The sequence below is a fragment of the Streptomyces sp. NPDC028910 genome (assembly GCF_055564955.1).
The window spans coordinates 136928-163115 of the sequence record NZ_JBVHVF010000016.1 but is presented as its reverse complement, the minus strand read 5'-3'; the positions used below and the strand labels follow the sequence as shown (position 1 = coordinate 163115).

At 71.4% G+C, this 26188-nt stretch carries 20 protein-coding genes and 1 pseudogene; 9 read left to right on the top strand and 12 right to left on the bottom strand.

The annotated features are described in order from the left end of the window. Nucleotides 1-205 precede the first annotated feature (205 nt). Complete coding sequence (locus ACZ4TV_RS20645) at nucleotides 206-694, top strand: hypothetical protein (RefSeq protein ID WP_468136152.1); 489 nt, start codon at nucleotides 206-208, stop codon at nucleotides 692-694. Nucleotides 695-734: 40 nt separating this feature from the next. On the opposite strand, the gene ACZ4TV_RS20640 is transcribed toward ACZ4TV_RS20645, so the two are convergent. After that, nucleotides 735-2210: an SDR family NAD(P)-dependent oxidoreductase gene (locus ACZ4TV_RS20640; RefSeq protein ID WP_468136132.1), complete on the bottom strand. Its 1476-nt coding sequence runs from the start codon at nucleotides 2208-2210 to the stop codon at nucleotides 735-737. Nucleotides 2211-2501: 291 nt separating this feature from the next. On the opposite strand from ACZ4TV_RS20640, the pseudogene ACZ4TV_RS20635 reads away from it, so the two are divergent. Then, nucleotides 2502-3278: pseudogene (locus ACZ4TV_RS20635) on the top strand (DMT family transporter); the annotation flags it as partial. Nucleotides 3279-3338: 60 nt separating this feature from the next. Here the strand turns inward: ACZ4TV_RS20635 and ACZ4TV_RS20630 are convergent. Continuing rightward, the gene (locus ACZ4TV_RS20630; RefSeq protein WP_468136131.1) at nucleotides 3339-4658 is read right to left on the bottom strand and encodes a transglycosylase family protein; all 1320 of its coding nucleotides are present in this window, start codon (nucleotides 4656-4658) and stop codon (nucleotides 3339-3341) included. A 185-nt stretch (nucleotides 4659-4843) separates the two neighbouring features. Here ACZ4TV_RS20630 and gndA point away from each other — a divergent pair, with 185 nt between their 5' ends. After that, the gene (gene gndA / locus ACZ4TV_RS20625) at nucleotides 4844-6289 is read left to right on the top strand and encodes an NADP-dependent phosphogluconate dehydrogenase (RefSeq protein ID WP_468136130.1); all 1446 of its coding nucleotides are present in this window, start codon (nucleotides 4844-4846) and stop codon (nucleotides 6287-6289) included. Nucleotides 6290-6482: 193 nt separating this feature from the next. On the opposite strand, the gene ACZ4TV_RS20620 is transcribed toward gndA, so the two are convergent. From ACZ4TV_RS20620 to ACZ4TV_RS20605, 4 genes are read right to left on the bottom strand one after another with little or no spacing between them, the layout of a single operon-like run. After that, nucleotides 6483-7124, bottom strand: coding sequence for an aspartate/glutamate racemase family protein (locus ACZ4TV_RS20620; protein ID WP_468136129.1), 642 nt, complete (start codon nucleotides 7122-7124; stop codon nucleotides 6483-6485). Further along, entirely contained in the window at nucleotides 7121-7552 is a 432-nt protein-coding gene (locus tag ACZ4TV_RS20615; protein WP_468136128.1) for a GNAT family N-acetyltransferase, read from the bottom strand. The genes ACZ4TV_RS20620 and ACZ4TV_RS20615 overlap by 4 nt, the downstream gene beginning before the upstream one ends. Nucleotides 7553-7567: 15 nt before the next feature. Further along, nucleotides 7568-7987: an aspartate 1-decarboxylase gene (gene panD / locus ACZ4TV_RS20610; protein ID WP_327418234.1), complete on the bottom strand. Its 420-nt coding sequence runs from the start codon at nucleotides 7985-7987 to the stop codon at nucleotides 7568-7570. A gap of 34 nt (nucleotides 7988-8021) precedes the next feature. Continuing rightward, nucleotides 8022-8228: a DJ-1/PfpI family protein gene (locus ACZ4TV_RS20605; protein WP_468136151.1), complete on the bottom strand. Its 207-nt coding sequence runs from the start codon at nucleotides 8226-8228 to the stop codon at nucleotides 8022-8024. 339 nt (nucleotides 8229-8567) lie between these two features. Between ACZ4TV_RS20605 and ACZ4TV_RS20600 the strand changes: the two genes are divergently transcribed. Continuing rightward, nucleotides 8568-9386, top strand: a complete 819-nt coding sequence (locus tag ACZ4TV_RS20600; RefSeq protein WP_468136127.1) for a polysaccharide deacetylase family protein — start codon at nucleotides 8568-8570, stop codon at nucleotides 9384-9386. A gap of 67 nt (nucleotides 9387-9453) precedes the next feature. On the opposite strand, the gene ACZ4TV_RS20595 is transcribed toward ACZ4TV_RS20600, so the two are convergent. Both ACZ4TV_RS20595 and ACZ4TV_RS20590 read right to left on the bottom strand, forming a co-directional pair. Further along, a complete protein-coding gene (locus ACZ4TV_RS20595) occupies nucleotides 9454-10146 on the bottom strand; it encodes an N-acetylmuramoyl-L-alanine amidase (protein ID WP_468136126.1) in 693 nt (230 codons plus the stop codon). Between the two features lie 590 nt (nucleotides 10147-10736). Beyond that, a complete protein-coding gene (locus tag ACZ4TV_RS20590) occupies nucleotides 10737-12758 on the bottom strand; it encodes a transcriptional regulator (RefSeq protein ID WP_468136125.1) in 2022 nt (673 codons plus the stop codon). A gap of 92 nt (nucleotides 12759-12850) precedes the next feature. Between ACZ4TV_RS20590 and ACZ4TV_RS20585 the strand changes: the two genes are divergently transcribed. Both ACZ4TV_RS20585 and ACZ4TV_RS20580 read left to right on the top strand, forming a co-directional pair. Beyond that, nucleotides 12851-13693, top strand: coding sequence for an alpha/beta fold hydrolase (locus tag ACZ4TV_RS20585; RefSeq protein ID WP_468136124.1), 843 nt, complete (start codon nucleotides 12851-12853; stop codon nucleotides 13691-13693). 42 nt (nucleotides 13694-13735) lie between these two features. Then, on the top strand, nucleotides 13736-15424 hold the full coding sequence (locus ACZ4TV_RS20580; protein ID WP_468136123.1) for an SWIM zinc finger family protein: 1689 nt from the start codon (nucleotides 13736-13738) through the stop codon (nucleotides 15422-15424). A 159-nt stretch (nucleotides 15425-15583) separates the two neighbouring features. Here ACZ4TV_RS20580 and ACZ4TV_RS20575 read toward each other — a convergent pair whose 3' ends face one another. The 3 genes from ACZ4TV_RS20575 to ACZ4TV_RS20565 all read right to left on the bottom strand — a co-directional run bounded on the left by ACZ4TV_RS20575 (nucleotide 15584) and on the right by ACZ4TV_RS20565 (nucleotide 18510). Beyond that, entirely contained in the window at nucleotides 15584-16399 is an 816-nt protein-coding gene (locus tag ACZ4TV_RS20575; protein WP_468136122.1) for a lysyl oxidase family protein, read from the bottom strand. A gap of 153 nt (nucleotides 16400-16552) precedes the next feature. Further along, nucleotides 16553-16954 (bottom strand): YybH family protein, encoded by a 402-nt coding sequence (locus ACZ4TV_RS20570; protein ID WP_468136121.1) that lies wholly within the window; start codon nucleotides 16952-16954, stop codon nucleotides 16553-16555. Next, nucleotides 16951-18510: a purine-cytosine permease family protein gene (locus ACZ4TV_RS20565; protein ID WP_468136120.1), complete on the bottom strand. Its 1560-nt coding sequence runs from the start codon at nucleotides 18508-18510 to the stop codon at nucleotides 16951-16953. The genes ACZ4TV_RS20570 and ACZ4TV_RS20565 overlap by 4 nt, the downstream gene beginning before the upstream one ends. A gap of 305 nt (nucleotides 18511-18815) precedes the next feature. On the opposite strand from ACZ4TV_RS20565, the gene ACZ4TV_RS20560 reads away from it, so the two are divergent. Next, nucleotides 18816-20333, top strand: coding sequence for a PucR family transcriptional regulator (locus ACZ4TV_RS20560; RefSeq protein ID WP_468136119.1), 1518 nt, complete (start codon nucleotides 18816-18818; stop codon nucleotides 20331-20333). 447 nt (nucleotides 20334-20780) lie between these two features. Here the strand turns inward: ACZ4TV_RS20560 and ACZ4TV_RS20555 are convergent, their stop codons facing one another. Then, nucleotides 20781-22301, bottom strand: coding sequence for a serine hydrolase (locus ACZ4TV_RS20555; protein WP_468136118.1), 1521 nt, complete (start codon nucleotides 22299-22301; stop codon nucleotides 20781-20783). A 701-nt stretch (nucleotides 22302-23002) separates the two neighbouring features. On the opposite strand from ACZ4TV_RS20555, the gene ACZ4TV_RS20550 reads away from it, so the two are divergent. After that, nucleotides 23003-24544, top strand: a complete 1542-nt coding sequence (locus ACZ4TV_RS20550; RefSeq protein ID WP_468136117.1) for an alanine/glycine:cation symporter family protein — start codon at nucleotides 23003-23005, stop codon at nucleotides 24542-24544. Nucleotides 24545-24658: 114 nt separating this feature from the next. Continuing rightward, complete coding sequence (nhaA, locus tag ACZ4TV_RS20545; protein ID WP_468136116.1) at nucleotides 24659-25966, top strand: Na+/H+ antiporter NhaA; 1308 nt, start codon at nucleotides 24659-24661, stop codon at nucleotides 25964-25966. The last annotated feature ends 222 nt before the right edge of the window (nucleotides 25967-26188 follow it).

The following is a 26188-nucleotide window of genomic DNA, read 5'->3' as shown; positions in this document are numbered from 1 at the left end:
TGAGCGCACCTCCGCTCGATCGGAAGGCAAAACCCGCTGCGCCCTCTTATTTTCGTCCCGAGTTCAGCACGTCGTAGGTCGGCGGGTACGTGACGGATGGTCTGCTCGACGCCGGATGCGCGGGGTGGGACGGAGGGGGTCGGCGGTGGCGAGGTCCTGGGTGCCGGAGCTCGAAGTTCCGTACGTCACAAGCGTGTTGGAGCTGATGGATCTGCTGCACGGCTGCCGCGACGAGCACGGTCTGCGGACGGCGGCCCTGCTGCGCCGCTCGCACCCCTTCGACAAGGAACTCCAGATCGCAGGCCTGGTGCACGACCTCGGCCGGATGCTCCGTCCGGGTGAGGGAGCGGGTCGGCCGGAGCCGGCGGAGCTCGCGGCGGAGGCGATCCGCCCGCTGCTGGGCGAGCGGGTGGCCCGGCTGGTACGGCTGGTACGGCTGGTACGGCTGCACGCGCCGGCCCCCGGACGACGCGGCGAGGGCGACGAGGCCGGGGGCGACCAGGCCGACGCGGTGGCCAGCCTGCGCCAGGCCCACGACGCGGCCGCGGACTGCGGTCTGGACGCGGGCGTACTGGAGGACTGGCGGCCGCTGCTCGAACTGGTCGCGGCCAGGGCCTGCCGGGCGGCCGGGCCGGCCGGGAACGCGCTCGACCCCCTCGGTTCACCGAGGGGGTCGAGCGCGGGCATCTCGTAGGAGCGGGGTCCGCAGGCAGGAGGGCCGCAGGCCGCGGGGGCTACCAGTTCGCCGGGGCGTAGTCCTTCAGGAAGACGCCGAACAGGTCCTCGCCGGCCTCGCCGCGGACGATCGGGTCGTAGACCCGGGCCGCGCCGTCGACCAGGTCGAGCGGGGCGTGGAAACCCTCCTCGGCCAGGCGGACCTTGTCCGGGTGCGGGCGCTCGTCCGTGATCCAGCCGGTGTCGACGGCGGTCATCAGGATCTGGTCCTTCTGGAACATCTCCTGGGCGCTGGTGCGCGTCAGCATGTTCAGCGCGGCCTTCGCCATGTTGGTGTGCGGATGACCGGCGCCCTTGTAACCGCGGCTGAAGACGCCCTCCATCGCGGAGACGTTGACGACGTACTTGCGGCCCGCCTCGGCCGCGGCCATCGCCGGGCGGAGCTTGCTGATCAGGATGAACGGCGCGGTGGAGTTGCACAGCTGCACTTCGAGCAGCTCGATCGGGTCCACCTCGGACACCGTCTGGATCCAGCTGTTGGTGTCGTGCAGGTCCGGGACCAGGCCGCCCGCGTCGATGGCGGTGCCGGCCGCGATCCGCTCCAGGGAGGCGGAGCCGGAGACCAGCGCCAGCTCGGTGACGTCCTGGGCGCTGAGCTTCTCGCCCTTGCCGGAGGGCAGCGCGGCGACGCGGTCGACGGCGCCGCTGCCGAAGGTGCCGATGACCTCGGCGGCGGGCAGCTCGCCGGCCGGGAGCGGGGCGTTCTCGGCGGCGACGAGCTCGCTGTACGCGCCCGGGGAGCGGCGTACGGTCTGCGCGGCGTTGTTGATCAGGATGTCGAGCGGGCCCTCGGCGGCGACCGAGTCGGCGAGCGCGACGACCTGGGCCGGGTCGCGCAGGTCGATGCCGACGATCTTCAGCCGGTGCAGCCACTCGGAGCTGTCGGGCATGGCCTTGAAACGGCGGATCGCGTCGCCCGGGAAGCGGGTGGTGATGGTGGTGTGCGCGCCGTCGCGCAGCAGCCGCAGCGCGATGTACATGCCGATCTTGGCGCGGCCGCCGGTGAGCAGGGCGCGGCGGCCGGTCAGGTCGGTACGGGCGTCGCGGCGCGCGCGGTTGAAGGCGGCGCAGTCCTGGCAGAGCTGGTGGTAGAACGCGTCGACCTCGACGTAGCGGGTCTTGCAGATGTAGCAGGAGCGCGGGCGCTGGAGTATTCCGGCGATCGGGCCCTTGGCGGCGGCGGTCAGGGCGTTGCCCTGGGTCTCGTCGTCGATGCGCTCGGCGGAGCCGGTGGCGGTGGCTTCGGTGACGGCCTTGTCGTTGGCGGTCTTGGCGGCGCGGCGCTCCTGGCGGCGGCGCTGCTTGACCGTGCGGTAGAGGCCCGCGGTGGCGCGGCGTACGGTGATCGCGTCGGGGTGGTCGACGTCGAGCTTGTCCAGCTCGTCGAGCACGCTGAGGCAGAGGGCGAGCCGATCGGGGTCGATGCCCGGCCCGTAGGCGTGCCCGTAGTCCTGGCTGTCTTCGGTCACCGTCATTGCCGCTGTCGTTCCTTGATCACTCGTCCGCATCCGCCTGCTGCGGAAGTCCTCAAAAGGGAAACTGTACGGATCCCACGCGCCCGGAGCCAAACCCGTTCCGGGGAACTCACGCACCGCGTGCGGCCCGTCACCGTACGGGTCGGCCCGGTGACTCCGGGGCCCGGTAGGGGTCGCTTTCCACTCGTGGAAGGGCCACGCTCTGCGTACTCCCGTACTACGTCGGGAGTATGACTCGTGACCACCTGTGGGCGGAGGAATAGCGCAGATGGGTCGGGCATTGTGGACCTTATGAGTGCACTGGCGCTGTCGGTCCTGCTCTCCTTCGTGTCCGCCTTGGCGTACGCGGGCGGCGCGATCGTCCAGGAACGGGTCGCGGTGAGCACGCCGGACCGCCCGTACGCACCGCTGCGGCGGGGCGGCTGGTGGGTGGCGGTGGGGCTGAACGGCCTCGGTGCGCTGCTGCACGTGGTGGCCCTCGCGTACGGGCCGCTGAGCCTGGTCCAGCCGCTCGGCGCGCTCACCATCGTCTTCGCCCTGCCGATGGCGGCCGTCTTCGTACGGCGCCGGGCGGGCGCGGCCGCCTGGCGCGGGGCGCTGCTGGCCACGGTGGGCCTCGCCGGGCTGCTGGCGCTGACCGGCGGGGACCGGCGGGCGGAGCAGTCGCTGGCGGCGGACGAGCGGAGCCTGCTGCTGACGGTGACCGGGGCCGCGGTGGCGGTGCTGTTCGTGGCGGCGCACCGGATGCACCGGGCGGTGCTGCGCAGCGTGCTGCTGGCCGCGGCGGCCGGTACGGCCTTCGGCATGGCCTCGGTGTTCACCAAGTCGGTGGCCGAGAACTTCCGGCCGGGCGCGCTGGGCGGCGTGTGGCCGGATCTGGCGGCGATCGCGGTGCTGGCGGCCGGCGGGCTGCTGCTGTCGCAGGCGGCCTACCGGGGTGCCGGGCTGACCGCGCCGCTGGCCACGGTGACGGTGATCAACCCGGTGGTCGCGGCGACGGTCGGCATCTCGCTGTTCGACGAGGGTTTCCGGTACGGGGCGGCGGGCACGGCGGCGGCGCTGGTCAGCGCCGTGGTGGCGGCGGCGGGACTGCTCCTGCTCACCGCCGTGCCGTCGCACGTGCGCGGGTCAGATGCGGACTCCATGGCTCCGGAGGTACTTCAGCGGGTCGATGTCGGAGCCGTAGCCGGGCCCCGTGCGCATCTCGAAGTGCAGGTGCGGGCCGCTGCTGTTGCCGGTCGAGCCGGAGCGGCCGATCCGCTGGCCTCCGGAGACCTGCTGGCCGGCCTTCACGCCGAGGGCCGAGAGGTGGGCGTACTGGGAGTACCGGCCGTCGGTGTGCCGGATGACGACCTGGTAGCCGTAGGCGCCGGCCCAGCCGGCGGAGACGATCTGGCCGGGCCCGACTGACTTGACGGCGGTGCCGGTCGCCACGGGGAAGTCGACGCCCGTGTGGTAGCCGCTGGACCAGGAGGAGCCCGCGACGCGGTACGCGGTGCCGAGGGCGGCGTCGACGGGAGCGGAGAATCCGCCCGCAACCGGCTTCTGCTGCACTGAGGCGGGCTGTGACGCCGGCTTGTCGGCGGGCTTGTCGGCGGGCTTGTCGGCGGGCTTCGCGACCGGTTTTTCGGCGGGCTTCTCGGCTGCTTTCTCGGGTGGATTCGTTGGCGCGGGCTTCTCGGCGGGCTTGTCGGCCGCCGGCTCCACGGGTTTCACCGGTTCCGCGGTCCGCGGTGGCTTCTCGGGGTTCTGCGCGGGCGGCGCGGCGGTGATCCGCAAGATCAGCCGCTGGCCGGGGAAGATCAGGTTCGGGTTGCCGCCCACGGTGGCCCGGTTGGTCTCGTACAGCGCCTGCCAGCCGCCCTCGACGTGCTGCTCGGCGGCTATCGCGGACAGGGAGTCGCCGGGCGCGACGACGTAGGGGTTCGGTAGCACGGAGGTCCCCGTCGGACGGGGTGCGGCGCTCTGCGCCGGGGCCGCGTTCGCCCCCTGGGGCTGCGCTTGCGACGGCGCCCCGGGCTGCGAACCGGCCCGTAACGCCGCCTGTGGGGCGACGGCCGGAGCCGGCCCGCTGCGGCTGAGTCCGGCCTGCTTCCCGCAGTGCGGCCACGCCCCGGGCCCCTGGCCCTTCAGGACCTTCTCCGCGACCGCGATCTGCTGGTCCTTGGTGGCCAGGTCGGCGCGTGCGGCGTAGGCGGTGCCGCCGAAGGCCCGCCAGGTGCTCTGGCTGAACTGGAGGCCGCCGTAGTAGCCGTTGCCGGTGTTGATGCGCCAGTTGTCGGTCGACTCGCAGGCGGCGACCTTGTTCCAGGTGTCCACGGAGGCGGCGTCGGCGACCCCGGCGCCGATGAACGGGAGCGCGATCCCGGCTCCGCCGGCGGTGACGGCCAGCGACGCCCGGTTGATGCTGCTCGGCTGATACCGGCGGTGCCGGCCCCGTACACCCATGGGAGCCCCCATCGAAGACATCAGGAACCGCACAACTTAACGGGGCGATCAGAGCATGACAAGAGGCGCAACGGGGCGCACGTCAGCGGAAATTGACGGTGTCTCGACGGCCAAAAGATCCGTACGGGCCCGGGTGCCGGTAGCGTCGGTGTTCCCCGCACACCGAAGCACGCAGGAGCGCAACGATGAGCACCAGCACAGCCCAGATCGGCGTCACCGGGCTCGCGGTCATGGGCAGCAACCTCGCCCGCAACTTCGCCCGCAACGGATTCACCGTGGCCGTCCACAACCGCACCGCCGCGAAGACCACGGCACTGGTGGAGGAATTCGGGCACGAGGGCACCTTCGTGCCGGCCGGTTCGCCGAAGGAGTTCGTCGACGCGCTGGAGCGCCCCCGCCGCCTCGTCATCATGGTGAAGGCCGGCGAGCCGACCGATGCCGTGATCCGTGAGTTCGCCCCGCTCCTGGAGGAGGGCGACGTCATCATCGACGGCGGCAACGCGCACTTCGAGGACACGCGGCGCCGCGAGAGGGAACTGCGCGAGCAGGGCATCCACTTCGTGGGCGTGGGCATCTCCGGCGGCGAGGAGGGCGCGCTGCTCGGGCCGAGCATCATGCCGGGCGGCTCGAAGGAGTCGTACGACTCCCTCGGTCCGCTGCTGGAGAAGATCTCCGCGAAGGCCGCCGACGGAACGCCGTGCACCTCGCACGTGGGCCCCGACGGCGCCGGACACTTCGTCAAGATGGTGCACAACGGCATCGAGTACGCCGACATGCAGCTCATCGCCGAGGCCTACCACCTGCTGCGCGAGGTCGCGGGCTACTCCCCCGCGAAGATCGCGGAGACCTTCCGGGAGTGGAACCGGGGGCGCCTGGACTCGTACCTGATCGAGATCACGGCGGAGGTGCTCGCGCACACGGACGCCGCGACCGGCCGCCCGTACGTCGACGTCGTCGCCGACGCCGCCGAGCAGAAGGGCACCGGTCGCTGGACCGTGCAGATCGCCCTGGACCTCGGGGTGCCGGTGTCGGGGATCGCCGAGGCCGTCTTCGCCCGCGCGGTCTCCGGCCACGCGGAGCTGCGTACGGCCGCTCGCGGGCTCGCGGGCCCGGTGGCCGTCCCGCTCTCACCGGAGGCGGCGGAGGCCTTCGCCGCCCAGGTGGAGCAGGCACTGTACGCGTCGAAGATCGTCTCGTACACCCAGGGCTTCCACCAGATCCGGGCCGGCAGCGAGGAGTACGGCTGGGGCGTGGACCTGGGCGCGGTGGCCTCGCTGTGGCGCGGCGGCTGCATCATCCGGGCCGCGTTCCTGGACCGGATCCGCGCCGCGTACGACGCCCGGCCGGACCTGCCCAGCCTGCTGGCCGACGAGAGCTTCGCGGGAGAGATCGGCGCGGCGCAGGACGACTGGCGGGCCGTGCTCGTGGCGGCGGTCGGCCAGGGCATCCCGGTACCCGCCTTCGCGGCCTCCCTGGCGTACTACGACGCCCTGCGCGCGGAGCGGCTCCCGGCCGCCCTCACGCAGGGGCAGCGGGACTTCTTCGGGGCGCACACCTACCGGCGGACCGACCGCGAGGGCTCGTTCCACACCCTCTGGAGCGGCGACCGCTCCGAGGTCCGTACGGACTGAGGCCGCTCAGCTCCAGGGCCCGGGCTGCGGTATGGGCGCGGGCCCCGGCGGCGGAGGCACCGGGTCCGGCTCGGGGACCGGGCCGGGCACGGGGGGCACCGGCCGCGGGATGGGCTCGGGGACCGGCGGCTGCGTCTGCTCTACGTTTCGCACCATATGGTCCATTTTCCCACCCGGCTCCGGCTACGCCCTCCTACGGGGCCGTACGCATTCCCAGGCCCGCGGCCAGCCCCGGCGCCGGACTGGACAGCACCGGGATCCGCGTCGCGACATGATCGGCGGCCCCGGCCATGGAGGCCTGGGCCAGCACGATGACGTCCGCGTCCGCCCCGGTGACGGCGTCGGCGGCCGCGGCCACCCGGGCGAGGTAGCCGGCGGTGTCACCCGCCTCGAAGCGCTCCCAGGCCCCGGCGACCAGGTGCGTACGGATCGACACGCGCCGCTCGCCGGCCTCCTCGGCCAGCAGCCGCGCGGTCGGGGCGAGCGTCGATTCCAGGGCGGCCAGTACGGCGATCCGCGCACCGGTGCGCACCGCCGCGGCGGCCATCGGCCGGTCCACCCTCAGCACCGGGGCGCCGAGCACCGGAGCCAGGGACTCCGCGGTGGCGCCGATGGTCGAGCAGGTGACCAGCACGGGCCCCTGCCCGGCTTTGGCGAGCAGCCCCAGCAGGGCCGGAGCCACGGACTCCGGCCCTTCCGCGCGGGCCCGGTCCAGCAGCTCCGGCGCCACCAGGTGCCGCAGTACGGCCCCGGGATGGTGCCGGTCGCGCAGGGCATCGAAGACCGGGACGTGCACGGGCGAGGTGTGCAGCAGGATCAGACCGGAGCCCGTCACCACAAGGCCGAATCGGAGTCGAGCTGCGCCTTCGCCGCGGCCACGACTTCGGCGGACGCCTCGGGCGCCTGGTCGGGGTGCTTGGCGGCCCAGCTCGCCGCGTACGGGCAGAGCGGAACCACGGGCACGCCCTCGGCGGCGGCCATCCCGTAGAAGGTCCTCACCAGCCCCCCGGCGATGCCCCGGCCCTCGTGGCCCGGCTCGACGACGGTGTGCACCGCCACCAGGGCATGGGGCGCCTCGGCGAGGACGAAGTAGGCGATGAAGCCGACCACCACCCCGCCCTCGACCGCGAGCAGCCGACCGGCCTCCCGCTCGTCCTTGAACTCGATCGACGCGCTCCGGTCCCGGTCCCGGTCCCGGTCCCGGTCCCGGTCCCGGTCCCGGCCCTGGCCCTGGCTCTGGCTCTCGCCTCGGCTCTGCGGCATGGTCCCCGACTCCCCTCAGACGGCCACCGCGTGGGGGCTGCGCTCCTGATCCGTACCCGGCACCGGCGCGGAGGGATCCGCACCCAGTTCGACGATCCGATTGTCGCCGTCGACGTGCACGACCCGGGGCTTCAGCACCCTGGCCTCGGCGTCCTCGACCTGCGCGTAGCTGATGAGGATGACCAGGTCCCCGGGGTGCACCAGATGCGCGGCGGCGCCGTTGATCCCGATGACCCCGGACCCGCGCTCCCCCTCGATGACGTAGGTCTCCAACCGCGCCCCATTGGTGATGTCCACGATGTGGACCAGCTCCCCGGGCAGCAGATCCGCCGCGTCCAGCAGATCGGCGTCGATGGTCACGGATCCGACGTAGTGCAGGTCGGCCTGGGTGACGGTGGCCCGGTGGATCTTGGACTTGAACATGGTGCGAAGCATGAAATAACTCCCGATATGTCTGCTCCCTGCCTGCTCAGCGCAGGTCAAGGGCGGTCCCGGCAGCGTACAACGATTCGCATGTCCGGTCAGCTGTCGTCAGGCCGGATCGGAGGGGGGCCGTACGGCTCGAGCAGTCGGTCAACATGCTGGCGAACCGCCTGTGGGTCGTCGCCCTGCACCCTTCCAGCAACCCGGCCCGCGCCAGAACGAAGGCCCCCGTACAGATCGACGCGATGCGCACTCCACCGGATGCCGCGTCGCGCAGCAGCCGCACGACGCGCGGGTGCGGCTGCCGCTCTGCCTGATGTCTGGACGATCACCGTGTCGGAGGCCGCCCGGGTGCTCAAGCCCGGTGGCAATGCCGCGGCCCTCACGCCCCTCCGCCTCTTGAGCCATCGCAGTCGCGCTGGAGGACGGATCGACGGCGACGACGTCGAACCCCGGGCGCGGCAGGCGGAGCAACCATCAGGTTCTCCCTCTGGCTCTCCGTGCGGCCGGACGGAGGTAGAGGTTCAAGGACAGGCGTCGGTCGGCCGATGACGGCAGTGTGACTACACATGCTCCACTCGCCGCATGCCGCATGCGGTTCCGTCGCCTGTTCGTGGCGGCCGCTGGGCTGTTGGCTGTCTCGTGCACGGCGGAGCCGGGGCCGACGGCGGTGCCAGGGCCTACGGCAGCGCCGTCGAAGGCTGTCTCTGCCCACCCGGGGGCCGCAACGGATGAGGACGCCCTGCAGTCGCTGTTCGGGTCGGAGAACCGCGTGATCCAAACACGCGAGCGGGTCGTCGCGGTGACGTTCAACGCGGCGTGGAACGACGCCGGCCTGAAGACCGTCCTTGGCGAGCTTGCCCGCCGACGGACACCGGCGACGTTCTTCCTGACCGGCGACTTCGCCGTCCGGCATCCCGAGGCGGTCCGCAGGATCGCAGCCGCCGGGCACGGACTGGGGAACCACTCCCACAGCCACCCCTACTTCAAGGACCTAACCGAGGCCGGTAGAAGACAGGAGGTGCTGGCCGCGGACCAGGCGCTGCGCGCGGCCGGGGCGGGAGCAGCCCGCACCCCGTTCTTCCGGTTTCCCTACAGCGAGACCAGCCCCACACACATCGAGGAGGTCAACGCCCTCCGCTTTGCGGTCGTCGAGTTCACGACCGACACCGACGGATGGAAGGGCACCGAGGGCGGCATGACCGTGAACGACGCGGTAGACAGAGCACTGGACGCCCTACGCCCGGGCGCGATCGTGCAGATGCACGTCGGCGCTTCCGAGGGCCGCACCGAGGTGATCGATGCCCAAGCCCTGCCGCAGATCCTGGATGCGTTCAGCGACCGTGGCTACCGCGTCATCGACCTGCGAACCTTGGTGCGCAGCGGCGACCGAAAGCCCCCTGCGTCATGACGCGTACCGCCGCAGTGAACTCGTGGGTACGGAGACCGCGAGCCCGCGTGATGGGGGCGACGGGGTGTCAGGTCCTGATGCGCCGGTGTGCGGTCTCGACGAGCTTCATGTACTTGTTCCAGTTCCACACGGGCCCGGGGTCCTCGTGAGTGGACTGCGGGACCTCGCCGTGGCCCAGGATGTGGTCCCGGTCGACCGGCACGTCGTACTTCGCGCAGATCGTGGCCGTGAGCACGGCGGACGCCTCGTACATCCCGTCGGTGTAAACAGGCTGGTCGATCCAGCCTTCGTGCTCGATACCGATGCTCCGGTCGTTGTACCAGACGCTGCCGCAGTGCCAGGCGACGTCGCGCTCGCGCACGCACTGGGCGATCCGTGTGCCGGTTGCGCTGATCACGTAGTGCGCGGACACCCGCTCGGCGGGGTCGTTGAACGTGGCGAGCATCATCGGCAAAATGTCCGTTGTCACGTGAATGACGACGTATTCGATGGGATACGCCTCGGGGCGGTCGGAGGACGTGTAGTTGGACTCGGAGGCTTCGACCCAGACGGCGGGGGCGTAGTCCACCGAGTGGTCCCGACGCAGGGTCGCAGGCGGCCCGGCGGCGACGGGGGCCTTGCGCACCGGGCTCGGCAGCGCAGCCTTCACCTTCTCCTCGGGGCCCATCAGCTGGCTTAGCCCGACAGCGGCCAGAGCCGTACCCGCCGCGCCCGCAGTACCCCACAACAGCCGTCGACGGCTGAGCGGACTGTCTTCCATGGCCACTCCTCATGATGTCGAGCAGGCAGAGGACGACACGCCGCGAATCGTGACATCACGATACATAAGCGGCACATGCCGTAACCTGATCCTTCACCAGTGCCCGCACACCAGCAAGCCGATCCCCGACCAATCGGCGTACACCCTCATGCCTGGCCGGGCCCGTCCCATCGGCAGACGCCACCCCGTTCCACTGCCACAGGGTGCGCCATGCCACCGCCCCCGGCACCCCTCATCCCGGGCCCGCCGGCCGATTCCCCCTTGATCCAGCGCGTTTGCGCGAGCAGGCGCGATTGGCCCGGCTGGAGTACGCCTTGTCGCCGCGGGCCCGGTCGGGTGCGCGGACACCCGGTCCCAGTGCGGGCAACTTTCAGGGCCTGCAGGCGGATGCCTTCCAGGCCCATCTGCGCGACGCAAGGACGTCGCCCGCCGCGAGGACGCCGAGTTCAGCGCCGATCTCGGGGCGTTCCTCGCCCGCCTCGGGCCCGCCCGGCTTCCGGCTGCGCCAGCTCCCCGCCCTCTCCCGGGCCGGGATCGCCCGCTGTGACAAGGCCCGGTCGTCGCGGCTCTGACCTGCGTAGACACCCAAGTCACGTGGGCCAAGGGGAAGGAACGCGCGGATCGGGGACATAGGCACAGTAGGTTCCCGTGCGGATCGTGCGGTCAAGGTGGTCGCCAAGCGGCGGAGAGGCGTCGCGGAGGCGGCCGATGGCCTTGCGCACGGCCTGCGTCACGGCGGCCCGGGCCCGTTCGGAGGCCGCGCCGGCACGCCGGTCGCGCCCTCCGAGCCCGACGGCCCTGGCGAGTTCGTTGATCAGGAAATCGCGTTCGAGCTCAGTCTGTTCCTGCCTGGCGATGTCGTTGTCGGCACGGGCCTCCTCGATGTCGTCCTCGATCTCGGCGAGCCGCCGGCGGTACATCTCCTTGGCGCGGTCGTCAAGGAGGGGGCCGAGGTCGCCGGCGCGGGAGAGCCTGGCCGCGGACTTGGGGTCGTCGCTGTCGGCGGCGACGAGGTCGAGGACGTGGAACTCCCGGCCCGGCGCGGCGAGCAGCCGGGCGAGGTGGTGCATGCCCTTGCTGTCGCGGACGGTCACGCGCCGACCGTCGAAGACGACCCGCCAGTGATCGCCCTCCCGAACGAACGTGTTCGGCTCGGTCGTGTCCCGAGGCGGCTGGGCGGCCGCAGGCGCGCGGGCGATCCGTTCGAGCTCGGTACGCGCCGCCTCCCGCTCGAGAAGCTCGGCCCGGAGGTTTCCCAGGGCGCGCTGTGCGTCCGCGAGTCGAAGCCGGCACTCGGCCGTCTCGTAGGGGGCGCCGATCTCAGTCCAGGCACGGACGGCGTCGGCGAACAGCGCAGACGCGCCGGCCGCATCGCCCTCGGCGAGCAGGACCTCGCCCCGCGCCCGGAGTGCCGATGCGGCGAGTGCGTTGCTTTTGAAGCGGACGGCGACCCCCGCGAGCTCGCGGGCCGCGACCCGGGCCGTTTCCAGGTCGCCGCCGGCCACGGCAATCCTGACCTGCGCGTCCAGCAACGGCGCCCGCCGCAACTCGGAGGTGGGGGGCAGCTCCTTCGACGGGACCGGCAGCGGCCGCTCCAGCGCCTCGCGGAGCGCGGCGGCCGCAGTGTCGACCTCGCCGCCGGCGAGCCGGACGAGGGAGAGCCCGGGTTCGGGATCCCACCCGAGGCCATGGGCGGCGAGCAGCGCTTCTTCGGCGCCGGTCAGGTCGCCGAGCCGCAGCCGGATCCGGCCCAGCTCCGTCAGCGGCCAGCCCAGCTCGCGCCGCAGGTAGGGGCGCAGCTCGTCGCAGGCCAGCAGCGCCTGCTGCTCGGCGTTCGCGCACTGGCCCCGCAGGCGCAGGATCTCGGCCCGGTGCACCCGGCACCGGCCGTGCAGGCTGCCGATCGCGTTCGTACGCGCCCAACGCTCCATCGCCTCGGTCCACTGCTCGGCCAGGTCGTACTGGGCCAGGCCCTGCAGTGCGCACACCACCTCGCAGTAGACGACTCCGGTCGACAGTGCGTCGAGTTCGCCGGACATCACCGCCGTGCCGGCGTCGTCGAGAAGCTCCAGACCCGTTTCGACGTCGCCGTCGAGAATGACCAGCCGGGCCTGGGACACGCGTCCGATCGCCGCAGCGGCCGGATCGGTGTGCGAGCCGGTCTCGATCGCCCGCCCGGCCCAGTCCCGGGCCGCGTCGAGATCTCCGCTGAGGAGTCGCTCGAAGGTGCGCACTGCCGCAAACCAAGCGTGCGCGGGTGTCGCCGACGCAGGGTCGAGGAGGCGTTCCGCGCGGCGTAGCCATCCCCGTACCGGTGCCATGAGCGCCGTATCGAACAGCAAGTGCATGGCGACCCGCACGGCGGCCCCGGCCGCCCCGTTGTCCTCGCCGAGCGCGGCCAGCTCGCCGTGGAGTCGCTCCCAGGTCTCGATCGTCACGTCGAGATGCCCTGCGGCATACGCGACGCCGGCGAAGTCGGCAAGCTCCGCGGGGCCGAGCCGGCCCGCCTCCCGGGCCTCCAGATAGCCGGCGTAGGCGTCCGCCCACGCACCACAGGCAGCGGCGTTCCGCGCCCGCTCCAGCGCGGATCCGTCGCCGGGGGCACCGTTCATGGATGCGTCCTTCGATGCCGGGCGAGCCGGTTACGGCGGTAACCGGCTCGCTTACGCCTCCATGGTGAGACGTCACCGCAGTGGAGGACATCATGGACACCGTCACGGTCAACGACATCCAGCTGGAGCATGAGATCCGCGGAACCGGGGAGCCGGTCCTGTTCATCAGCCCGGTCCTCTCCGACGGATTTGTCCCGCTCGTAGCCGAACCGGCACTCACCGAGCGCTACAGCCTCATCACCTATCACAAGCGGGGCTGGTGCGGCAGCACCCACACCGCCGGGCCGGTCAGCGTCGCCGACCACGCCGCCGATGCCATCGCGCTGCTCGACCGCCTCGGCATCGACCGCGTCCACGTGGCCGGGCACTCGAGCGGGGCGGCGGTCGCCGCCCAGATGGCACAGGACCACCGCGACCGTGTCGTCACGGTCTGCCTGCTGGAGCTCTCCCTGCTGTCGGTGGCCGCGGGCGAGGCATTCCTCGCACAGGCGGCACCAGCGTTCGAGGCATACGCGGACGGTGAGGCAGAACGTGCCCTGGGACTGTTCCTGTCCCTCGTCAGCGGCATGGACTGGGAACGCTGTCGGACCCTGCTCGACGAGCGTGTTCCGGGCAGCGTTGCGCAGGCGGTCAAGGACGCCGACACGTTCTTCGGGATCGAGCTCCCCGCCCTGACCGAGTGGCAGTTCGGCCCCGGCAACGCCGCGGCGATCCGCCAGCCGGTGCTGTCCATGCTGGGGAGCGATACCCGCCCCCTGTGGGTCGAGGTCGCCGCGTTTCTCCGCGCCACCGTGCCCCACGTCGAGGAGTCCGTCGTCGACGGAGTGGGCCACCTCCTCCACATCGAACAGTCCCGGCCGGTGGCCGAGGCCCTGGCCGGGTTCCTGGCCCGTCACCCGACGGACGCACCATCAGGCCAGGTCGGACCATCCTGAACAGCCAGTGGTGGGAGGTTCCATTCCGGTTAAATGAATGCCGTGACACATGCTCTGGGTTTCGCCGAGAACGACCTGCGCCGGCTGGCGGGGGCGCGCTCCTTCGAGCGGGGGGTCGGCTATCTGTCCGCGGTGTCCCGGCTGGACATCGGGGTCGCGGTGATCACCGCGACCGTGGACGGCACCGACGCCTACGAAGTCGAGCTCACCGAAGACGACGACGGCGGGCTCACCGGCTGGTGCGACTGCCCGTACGGGCAGGAGGGCAACTTCTGCAAGCACTGTGTGGCGGTGGGCCTGACCGTCCTGGGGCAGGCCGAATCCGTGCCGCGGCAGCGGTCGGCCGCCGCCTCCCGTTCCCCGCTGCTGGATGCCTGGCTGGAGTCCCGCACCCGCGAGGAGCTGCTCGCCCTGGTACGGGAACAGCTCGCCGACGACCGTGACCTGCGCCGGCGCCTGGAGCTGCGCGCGGCCGCCGCCGGGGAGGACACCGGCATCGTCCGCGAGCGCATCCTGAGCATGCTCGACACCCGCCCCTTCGCCCGATACGGCTACGTCGAGTACGCCGACGCCCACGCCTACGGGCAGCAGGCCGCGGAGGCGGTCACCGCCCTGCGGGCGCTGATGGCCGGCGGCCGGTCGGCCGACGCGGTGGAGGTGGCCCGCGAGGCGCTCCGGGCTCTGGGCCGGACGTACGGGGAGATCGACGACGCGGACGGCCTGATCGGGGATGTCGCCACCGCACTGGCCGAGGCCCACCTGGAGGCCTGCCGGACTGCCCGGCCCGACCCGGTGCAGACCGCCGAGTGGCTGGTGGGCCACCTGCTGGACGACCTGAACGACCTCACTGACATAGACCTCTTCGACTACCGGGAGGTGCTGGGCGAGCCGGGCCTGACCCGGGCACGCGAGTTGGTCGTGGCCGCCTGGCGGGCCAACCCCAAGGGATGGGCGGAGAAGTTCCTCATGGAGCGCCTCCTGAAGGAGGACGGCAGCAGCGCGGACGCACTGATCGCCGTATACGCGGCAGACCTCGACCCGAACGGCCACACCCACCTGGTGATCGCCAAGGAGCTGGAGGCAGCGGGCCGCGCCGCCGAGGCCCTGGAATGGGCCGAACGCGGGCTGCGGGAGGCCGAGTCCGACCGCGGCCCGGACGACGAACTGGTCGCCTACGTCTGCGGGCGGTACGCGCGAGCGAACCGCCTCGCCGACGTGGTCGCCCTCCGCCGGGACCTGCTGCGGGCCCGCCCCTCGCTGGCCACCTATCAGCATCTGCGTACGGCGGCCCGCGCGGCCGACGCCTGGGAGGGCACCGAGCGCGACGGCGCCCGGGAGGCACTGAAGGCAGCCGACCAGCCCAACAACGGCCGCTGGTACGGCGGCTCGGCGCTCGTCGACGCGCTCATGGACGACGCCGACCTCGGGGCCGCCTGGCAGGCCGCCGCCGACGGGTACGCGGACCAGCGTCAGTGGCTCGCCCTGGCCGACCGGATCCGCGACCAGCGGCCCGCCGACGCACTGCCCGTCTACCTCCGCTGGATCGAGCCCCTGCGCGAGCAGACAGGCGACGACACATACGAACGCATCACGGAACTGCTCCTCAGCGCCCGCGCCTGCCACCGCACGCTGGGCACCGAGGGCGAGTTCGACGTCTACCTGGCCGCCCTGCGCGCCGATCAGAGACGTAAGCGGAAGCTGATGTCGACTCTCGACCGGCACGGACTCTGAGCGGTCCGCCCAGCGGGTGAGTTCCTGCCTCTGGCAGGAACTGTCCCCGGCGGCGGCACTACCGAGGCAGGCGGCTGACCAACAAGAGTTCGCCGGTGGCGCGGGGCAGCGGGAGGCGTCTCCAGCTGCCCCGCAGGCCCGGTTCCTATGGCCGCTCCGTCAGACGCCCGGACGGGGTCCGCCGACACCGACGGGTACGCCTTGGCCGATGGTCACGGTCACCGAAGTCGTCTTCGGACTGGTGCGGTTGGTCTCGTGCAGGAGGCCAAGCGGGTTCGTCGTCATTTCCAGCGTGTACTGCTGCGGCGGAAGCTGCATCAGTCCGCTGACGTCGAAGGACTGCCCGGCGAGCTCCTTGGCGTAGACGTCGGCCCAGCCGACGGAGATGCCCATCGTCAGGCTCGTGGCGTTGGCGTTGTGCGAGCAGGAGTTGTACGTGGGGTTGACGGGGGAGCCGGGGAGCGTCGAGTCGGCGATCTCCAGGTCGACCAGGCAGAAGGCGACCTTCGGCGACTCGCGGACGATCTGCCCGGCGGAGTCGATCAGCCGGTAGCGGGAGATGCCGTCCATGTGGAAGTGCTTGTGCTCGTCGTGATAGGTCATCAGACCGACCGGCACCTCGTAGGAGGTGCCGTCCGACCGGGAGATCCGCTGGTAGGCGGGCAGCACATTGTTGCCCGGAGTGGCCGCTGCCGCCTCCTCCTTGGTGCGCCGTCCGACCACGTGCAGGGCGCCGGAGCCGAGGTTCGCGGGCGCTCCGGTGAAGCGGAGCCAGGTGATCGCCGTGTCCGGCTCACGGACGAGGTCGTTGTCGGCGAGTTCCCGCTGGAGCGGTTCCAGGGCTGGCAGCCGGTCCGTGGGGGTGTCGGTGGCCGACGCCGGGCCGGGCCCGGTGATCAGCAGGGCGGCGAGCGCCATCACCGCCGCGCCGATCCAGGTTCGGGCCGGGCGTCCGGGTCGTGTGGTGCGTCTCATGGGCGTCCCTCCAGGTGGATGGTCGGATCTGCGGGAGCGTCTGCGGCAGCGCGTGTGCCGAAGACCTCCGTACGGACGGGGCCGCATGGTCCTCGTCCGGTGGCCACGGGGGCTGCCCGGGGCCTGGCCTCTCGCCCGAGGTGTGGGAGCCGGTCACGGCTCGGGCGAGAGGTGTTCGTGGATGACGAGCCAGCGCCCGTCGTGGGCCCGCCGGAACACGACGGTCTCCCGTTCGCGCAGTTCCTCGCCGTCGTCGGCACCTTTCGTGGCGAGGCGGGTGCGCACGCGATGGGTCAGCACGGCCAAGCCCTCGCCGACGACACGGACCTCGGTGTCGTGCGTACGGCAGTGCAGTACGCGGAACCCGTCCGCTTCCCAGGCCCGCCACTGCTCCTCGTACGCGGCCCGCGTGGGGAGAAGCCGCGGCTCGGTGTGGAAGAGGAAGGTGGCGTCCTCGGCGAAGGCGGCGAAGTACTGACGCGTGTCGTGGGCGCCGAAGGCGGCGACCAGGTCGGCGGCGGCCGCGCGCACCTCGGCTTCCGGGTCGGCGCTCACCCCTCCACCGCCGGCAGGCTGTCCGTAGTGGTGGCGGCGAGTCCGCCGGGCAGTGAAGGAGCTTCGGTCACCGCCGGCGAGCCGCCGGTGTGCACCCCGTGCGGCGAGGCCAGTTCGCGTTCGCTGGCGGCGACCGCCGGCTCCTCCGCCGACAGGTCCATCGCGCGGGTCAGGACGTAATACAGGACGCCCGATACGGCGAGCCCGATGACGAAGGCCACGTCGATCCCGCCGAGCGCCTTCGCGACGGGTCCGGTGAAGGGGCCCACCACCATGAACGGCACCATCAGGACCAAGCCCACCGCGTAGGCCACCAGGCCGCGCCACGCCCAGGCGCCGTAGATGCCGTCCGGACGGAACAGGTGGGTGATGGCGTAGTGTCCGCGGCGGACGAAGAAGTAGTCGACGAGGTTCACCGCGGTCCACGGGATCAGCAGGTACAGCATGAGGAGCAGGGCGTTGCCCAGTGCCGTGGAGAAGTCGGCCGAGACACTGAGGCCCACCGCACACCAGACGACGGCGAGGCCGCTGATCGTGACGACCCGGGCCCGCCGCCCCGGCCGGAACGGGCGGATCGAGTCGGCCCCGGTGAGGACCGTCAGCATGCCGCTGTATGCGTTGAGTCCCATGGTGGCGACCAGCGCCAGCACCGACAGCAGCGTCAGGACGGCGCCGAGCCCGGTCACCACCTGGTCCCCCGCGGCGCGGATCCCGGCCAGCGGATCGTTCACGCGGAGGGTGGAGGCCATCCACGCGCCGATGGGGATCAGCCACATCGGCGAACCGGCGGCGCCGGCGAACACCGAGGCGATGATGCGGGGTGTCGGGGTGGCGCGCGGCAGGTAGCGCGAATAGTCCGATACGTAGGGGGCGTACGAGATGTTGTAGCCGGCCGCGGCGGTGAACTGCACCATGAAGGCGACCATCGTGAAGCCTCCGCCGGTGCCCTCTGCTCCGGTGTCCGGTGCGCCCGCCACCTGCCCGGTCAGGATCCCCGCCGAGAGCACCAGCCAGCACGGCGCCGAGCACCAGAAGAGAACCTGGAACGCCCGATGCAACCAGTCGTGGCCGTACACGGCCAGGACGACCGCGATGACGGTGATGCCGATCCCGACCGCGGTGGCGTCCCAGCCGAAGACGGACTGAAGGCCGTTGCCGATGATGATCGTGTCGACGACGTTGAAGCCGACGAAGGTGAACAAGGTGGCGGCCAGGGGCACGATCACCCCGCGGTACCCGAACTGGCCGCGGGACTGGATCATCTGCGGCAGCCCCAGCTGCGGGCCCTGGCTGGCGTGGAAGGCCATGAAGAAGGTGCCCACCAGCAGCCCCAGCGCACTGGCCAGCACGGTCCAGCCGACGGACAGACCCAACCCTGGGCCGATGAAACCGAGCGACAGAGTGAAGGGCTGGAAATTCCCCTGGAACCAGAAGGGGCCCTGCTTCCAGAGCCTTCCGTGCCGTTCGGCGAACGGAACGTGCTGGATGGACAGGCTCTCAATGACCTCCACGCCGCTGTGGTCGGCGTGGGAGTCCCGGACAGGCTTGACCGCCATGGACCCTCCCGTTGTCGGTCGTTCCGAGGCACCCGGGCCCGGAACCGGAAGCCAGAGTGTGCGGTCGCCGCGTGGCAAGCAGCAATGGTGCGACGCTCAAACGTTGGCCTCTCCCTTTGTTCGCCGCCACAACGCGGCGCGGGGCCCCCGACGGGGAGGGCGAGGCACTATGTGTCGGCCGACCAGCCCCTTCGGTGGTTCGACGGTAGGCGGCTCGCGAACAGCGGCAACGATGTGGGCGTTGGTGCGGCATTCAAATCCGGCACCTCTTCCGTTATGGTCCGCCACCGTGCAGCATGTGCTCGATGACCGCGATGGCAGCAACCCTGCGGGTCCACGACCTGGTGCGTTCGCCCGCTCTCCAACTGCGTGTCCTCGCCGGCGAAGCGGGGCTCGAACGGCCAGTGGCCTGGGCGCACGTCAGCGAGCTGGAGGACCCGACCCCGTGGCTCCTCGGCGCCGAGCTGATCATGACGACGGGCATTGCCATCCCCCGGAGCGCCGTCCGGCAGCGCGCGTACATCGAGCGGCTCCACGCCGCAGGCGTGGCCGCGCTCGCGCTCTCCGCCCACCTGCACGTCCCTCCACTGCGCCGGGAATTCCTCGACGCCGCAGAGGAACGGGCTCTGCCAGTGATGGAGTTGCCGCTCCAAGTCCCCTTCATAGCGGTGGCGCAGGAGGTCGCGGCCGCCGCGCAGGCGGACGCCCGCAAGCGGCTGAGCGCTCAGGTGCAGGTGTACGGCGCACTGCGCTGGCTCGCCGCGGAGAACCTCACCGCCGCGGAGCTCTTCCGCCGGCTGGAGCGGCTGTCCGGATACTCCCTCTACCTCTGTACGAGGCAGGGGCACCCCCTGCTGCCCGGCGTTCCCGTACCTGGCGCCCGCCACGCGGTCTTGCTGCCCGCCTCAGCCGACCCGGCCCCGACCGTCCCCGGCGGCCACCTCCTGCCGGTGCCCGCACCGGGCGGACCCGCCGGATACCTCCTGGCCCTGGAGCGGCAGGACGACGGGCCGGGACGGGGCGTACCACCGGCGGGACTCGGCGTGGTCCAGCACATCGCGACCGTCGCGGCACTCCAGCTCTCCATGGTCCGCCACGAACGCGAAACGCTGCGCCGCCAAGGCGCGGAGCTCCTCGCCGAACTCGTGCGGGACGCCCTGGACCCGCAGACCGCGCGCCGGTATCTGACCCGGCTGGGGTTCACCGAGGAAGCACTCGTTCTCCTGGCGGTGCTCGAGGGGGAGGACGACGCTCCGCTCGACGACGCCGCGGTGGTCCAAGCCCTCGACGAAGCGGCCGTACCGTACCTGGTGCTGCGCCGGCATGAGGGCCTGTACGTGCTCCTCGCCGACTCGCCGCCGGCCCTCGACGCCCTCGCGGCCCTGGCCCGTACGAGGGCCGGTATCTCACGCCCCTTCGCCCCTGGCGGCACCTTCGGCGTGCCACGGCGCGAAGCCTGTCTGGCGCTCACCCGAGCACGGGCGTCGGGCAGACCGCTGGTCGCATGCGGCGACGACACCACCGACCGGTGGTTGCACGAGGACCCCTCCGTGCTGGACGGGCTGGTGGACCAGGTGCTCGGTGCGCCGCTGCGGTACGACGCCGAGCACGGCAGTGCGCTCGTTCTCTCCGTCCTCACCTGGCTGGAGCGTGACCGGTCCACGGAGGAAGCGGCGCGGGCCCTGCACATCCACCCCAACACCCTGCTCTACCGCCTGCGCCGTTTTGCCACGCTGAGCGGCAGAACCCTGTCCTCCACGGCGGACCTCACCGAGGTGTGGCTCGCCTTGCGGGCGGCCCGCATGGCCGGCCGGCTGCCCTGAACAGACGCCCGGATGGTGTCCCAGTCGGCGGCGAGGTGGTCGAACTGGTCACGGTGGGGGCCGCGGTCACCGGGGCCACCCTCAACGCGGGCGGCCGGCTCGTCGTCGAGGCCACCCGGGGCGGCGCCGACACCCAGCCGGCCCGGATGGCCAAGCTGGTCGAGGAGCCCAGAACAGCAAGGCCGCAGCCCAGCGACCCGCAGGTATGTCCAGATGCTATGTGTTGGACCTGCCGCGTCCGCGAGGGAGGAAGACCCGCCCGCCAGCGCAGGGAAGGGTGGCCTGCGGGGAGAGGCGGCGGGCAGGTCGTGTGCGGTGAAGGACGCTCCTTGGATGGGCGCGTCGTCGACCGGCACACGCTGCGGTGACACCAGTGTGGCCGGGCGGGGGGCGCGTTCCTTCGTGTCCGACTCCGAATTCCGGGAGGCGGGTTCGTGCGGGAGAGCCCTAGCTGCCCTTCTCGAAGGTGCCGAGGCCGTTGGCGTCCAGGTACTCCACCCGCATCCTGCCGTCGGTGAAGGTCACCCCGGTGCGGCCGATGGCGTTCTCGCCGACGGTCTCGAAGCTGAAGGTGTCCCCGTCGTAGTGGGTGAGGGGGAAGTCCATCGGCTTCGGTCCCAGGTGCAGCACCAGCCCGCCGCCCGGGCCGGCCGTGACGGTGGCCCGCCCGTAGAACGGGTTGGTGTACGTACCGGTGTACGCGCTCTCCGCGCGGGCCGGCTTCGGGTCCGCGGGCGGCTTGGCGAAGTCCGTCTTCGAGCGTCCCTCGCCGAGCTGCTGCTTGTAGGCCTCGGCCACCACGGGCAGCCAGTCCCGGCTGGGCTTGCCGAACTCGGCGGTGTCGAAGAAATTGAGGGCGACGGTGTCGGGGAGACCCGTGGGGGCGCCGTTGGTGAGTACCACGATGGCGAGCTTCTCGGCGGGGACCAGGGTGACGTTGGTGTTGGCGCCGAGTGCGAAGGCGCCGGCGTGGCTCAGACGCAGGCGGCCGTGGTCGTCGTAGCGCACGTTCCAGCCCAGGCCGTAGTAGCCGGGCTGGGTGTTCGGTTCGGCCGGCGGCTGGCTGATGCTGTGCGGGAGGTGGGTCTCGGCCAGGCCGGCGCTGTTGATGACCTGCTTGCCGTCGATCTTTCCGCCGCCCAGCTGGAGGCGTAGCCAGCGGGCCATGTCCCGGGCGTTGGAGCTGACGCCGCCGGCCGCGGTCTGCGCGTCGGCGTCGCGGACGTAGCGCGGCTTCCAGGTGCCGTCGTCGGTCTTGACGTGGGTCAGGGCGCGGTCGGCCGCCTTCTCGTAATCGCTGAAGCGGGAGCTGGTGTGCGTCATCCCGGCGGGCTTGTACAGCAGGTCTTCGGAGAGCTTGTCCCAGGGCACGCCCTTGGCCTTGGCGACGGCCTCGGCGGCCGCGGTGAAGCCGAAGTTGGTGTACGCGTAACTGGTGCGGAACGGGCTGAGGGGCTCGTAGCGCAGGTGCGACAGGATGTACGCCTGGTCGTAGCCCAGGTCCTCAAGGAGGTCGCCCGAGTGGTCCGGCAGGCCCGAGCGATGCGAGAGCAGGTCGGCCGCCGTGACGTGCGAGCTGACCCAGGGGTCCTTGAGGGTGACGCCCTTGAGCGGGTCGTCGAAGCCGTCGGCGCCGAGGGCCTGTGCCAGGACGGTGGAGGCCACCGGCTTGGAGACCGAGGCGAGCTGGAAGACGGTGTCCGGGCCGACCTTGTCGCCCGGGGCATCGGTGCTGCGGACACCGAAGCCCTTGAGGTAGACGACCTTGTCGTCGTGGACCACGGCCACGGAGACGCCGGGCACCCCGGTGCGCCGCATGCCGTCCTGCACCTGCGAGTCCAGCGTGTCCAGGGCCCTCGCCACGTCGAAGCCACCGGGGCTCGGCGACGGTGCGGCGGCAACGGTCCCGGCCGCCAGGGCGAGCCCGGCGACCACGGTCAGCCCCCTCCGCTTGCTGTTGCATCGCATACGTCCGTTGAACGCCGGTCCCGCGTCGGGCGCCCGGGGAGAGCCGGGGCACGGAAAACGGCGGCGGGGCCGCGCTCGCGGCCCCGCCGGCGTGGTGGACTGGGGCCTGATCCGGAAGACAGGCGGCGGCTGGACCGTCGCTTCCCTTTCCGGCGCCCAGGCAGGGGAAGAGGCCGACGAACAGCGCGTCGTGATCGACACCAAGGTGTTCGGTCCGTTGAGCGTGGACGAGGCGGTGGAGCAGGGGCGGTGCGCTCGTCCATGAAACCCACAACCGCCGGACGCCGGACGTACCCGCCGTGGAGCGCCGTCACCCGTGCCGTGCCGTCGACCGCGTCGGCGACGCCGGTCGCAAGGGGGGCGTATCGGACGCCTCGTTCGCTCAGAGGAACCTCAAATCCGGATAACGATCGCATCACCGCCCCTTGAAATCGCAGGGCACAGCCAGAGGCGTGTGACGCGGGTCACTAAGGATCACGTAAAGAGCGTGCTAAGAATGCGCAACTCCGCTTCCGGCCCACCCCTCGCCGGAGCACGGAGTGCCGGCACGCACCGGCTGCTGCACGGCCAGGGATGTCACGGTCCGAGTCCGCGGACCACGACGCCCAGGGTCGCCGATCGGACAACGGCGTTCGCTCAAAGCCCGCACTCACACCGTCGCACCGCACTGCGCCGGTCCTGCGCCATCGAGGTTTTGCCAGATGTCACTCGACTCCATCACCAACTCCGTCGACGAAGCCGTCAGCGGATTCTTCGAGCCCATAGCCAAGTGGCTCGGTGAGGTCGTCTTCTATTCCGTCCCCGTCGCCGGCACCCAGCTACCGCTGATCGTCGCGTGGCTCGTCGTCGCCGGTCTCGTCTTCTCCGGCTGGTTCGGCCTGGTCCAGATACGCAAGTTCCGCCTCGCGGTGGCCGTGGTGCGCGGCAAGTACGACGAGAAGGGGTCGGCCGGCGAGGTCAATCACTTCCAGGCCCTGACCGCCGCCGTCTCCGGCACGGTCGGCCTCGGCAACATCGCCGGTGTCGCCGTCGCCGTCTCCATCGGCGGCCCGGGCGCCACCTTCTGGATGATCCTCTGCGGCCTGCTGGGCATGGCGACGAAGTTCGTCGAGGTCACGCTCGGTGTGAAGTACCGCGAGGTGCACGCCGACGGCACCGTCTCCGGCGGCCCCATGCACTACCTGCCCAAGGGCCTGGCCGACCGCTTCGGCGCCAAGGGCCTGAAGCTCGGCAAGGTGCTCGGTGTCCTCGCCTCCGCGATGATCCTGTTCTTCGGCCTCTTCGGCGGCAACCTCTTCCAGGTCAACCAGTCCTACGCGCAGCTCGTATCCGTCACCGGCGGCGAGAGCGGCATGATCGGCTCCTCCGCCGGCGCGCTGTTCTTCGGCATCCTGGTCGCCGCCCTGGTCGGCATCGTGCTCCTCGGCGGCATCCGCTCCATCGCCTCCGTCACCAGCAAGCTCGTCCCCGCGATGGCCGGCATCTACATCGCCGCCTGCCTGGTCGTCATCCTCGTGAACGTCTCGGCCGTCCCGGCCGCCATCTCCACGATCTTCGAGGGTGCCTTCAACCCGCAGGGCGTCGCCGGCGGTGTCCTCGGCGCGCTGATCATCGGTTTCAAGCGGGCCGCGTTCTCCAACGAGGCCGGTCTCGGCTCCGCCCCGATCGCGCACTCCGCGGTCAAGACCAAGCACCCCGCCAGCGAGGGTCTGGTCGCGCTGCTGGAGCCGTTCATCGACACGGTCGTCATCTGCACCATGACCGCCCTGACGATCGTCATCGCCAACCCGGCCAGCTGGGCCGAGGCCCGCAAGGGCGAAGGCCCCGGCGGCGTGACCATCACCTCGGACGCCTTCGGCACGGTCCTGCCCTGGTTCCCGTACATCCTCACCATCGCGGTGATGCTGTTCGCCATCTCCACCGTGCTGACCTGGGGCTACTACGGCCTCAAGGCCTGGTCGCACCTCTTCGGCCGCAGCAAGGCCAGCGAGCTGACGTACAACGTGCTCTACACCCTGTTCGCGGTCGCCGGTTCGCTGCTCACCCTGCAGACCCTGATCGACATGGCCGACGCGGTGCTCTTCATGCTCGCCGTCATCAACATCATCGGCCTGTACCTGCTGGCCCCCGTGGTCAAGCGGGAGCTGAACTCCTTCCTCGACTTCGTCCGCCGCCGCGACGCCGGCCAGGACACGGAAGCCGATGAGGACGAAGACCTGGAGCCGGTGAAGACCACCGTCTGACCGCCCCCGCGGCCGGCTCCCGAGCAGGGTCCGTGCACACCTGCGCCTTGGTGTGCACGGACCCCGCTCTCTTGTCATTCAGCAGGTGAGAAGCACTCCGGAAGGCCACCCCGTATGACCACCACACGCCCGCGCGCCCTGTTCGGCCTCCTGCCCTGGCCCGAACGTCAGGCCATCGCCTCGGCCCTGCGCACGGAGACCGTCGGCGGCCTGGTCCTGCTCGCGGCCGCCGTGGTGGCACTGGTCTGGGCGAACAGCCCTTTCAGTGGCGTGTACGAGCAGATACGGGACTTCCACCTCGGGATACCCGCCCTCGGCCTGGAGCTGTCGGTCGGCCACTGGACCGCCGACGGGCTCCTCGCCGTCTTCTTCCTCGTCGCGGGCATCGAGCTCAAGCGCGAACTGGTCGTGGGTGAACTCCGTACCCCCGCCACCGCCGCGCTGCCGGTCATCGCCGCCTTCTGCGGCATGGCCGTGCCCGCCGCGCTCTACGCCGCGACCGCCTGGGCGGGGGAAGGCAGCCCGGACGGCTGGGCCGTGCCGATGGCCACCGACATCGCCTTCGCACTCGCCGTCCTCGCCGTCATCTCCACCCACCTGCCCGACGCCCTGCGCGCGTTCCTGCTCACGCTCGCGGTGGTCGACGACCTCGGCGGCATCCTCGTCATCGCGATCTTCTTCACCGCCGACCTGAACTTCTGGGCGCTCGGCGGATCCTTCGCCGGACTTGCCGTCTTCTACCTCCTCCAGCGCTTCCGGGTCCGCGGCTGGTGGTGGTACGTACCGCTCGGCATCGCCATCTGGGCGCTGATGTACAACGGCGGCGTCCACGCCACGGTCGCCGGCGTCGCCATGGGCCTCATCCTGCGCACCACCCGCGACAAGGGCGAAGACACCTCACCCGCCGGCCAGGTCGCCCACCGGCTGCACCCCTTCTCGGCAGGCGTCGCGGTCCCGCTCTTCGCGCTCTTCGCCGCCGGGGTCAGCGTCTCCGGCCCCGCGATCGCCGAGGTGTTCACCAGCCCCGAAGCCCTCGGCGTGGTGATCGGCCTGGTCGCCGGCAAGGTCCTGGGCGTCTTCCTCGGCACCTACCTCGCCGCCCGCTTCACGAAGGCACGACTCAATCCCGACCTCGCCTGGGCCGACGTCCTCGGCCTGTCCGTCCTAGCCGGGATCGGCTTCACCGTCGCCCTCCTCATCGGCGAACTGGCCTTCCCCGGCCAGGCGGCCGGCGAGCACGTCAAGGCGGCCGTCCTCATCGCCTCCCTGACCGCCGCCGCACTCGCCGCACTCCTGCTCCGGCGCCGCAACACCGTCTACAAGCGCCTGTACGAGGAGGAGACCCTCGACGCCGACGCCGACGGCATCCCCGACGTCTACCAGCACACCCCCGCCCTGTCCGCCGCCCCGCACAAGGACTGACGAGCGCCGCCGTCACGCTCCGCGCGTACGGGACTGCCGGCGTCCCAGGGAAGCGGTGTCCAGTGCGATGACGCGCCAGGCACCGGGGCGGAATGATTCCGCGACGGTACGGCCCTCCAGTACCATCCGGCCTGCTGTGTCGGGAAGTTGGTCCTGCACGCGATTCTGCACGGCCCCAGGATGCGTGCTCATGGCGACGTCCGCGCGTACGGGTCCGAGACC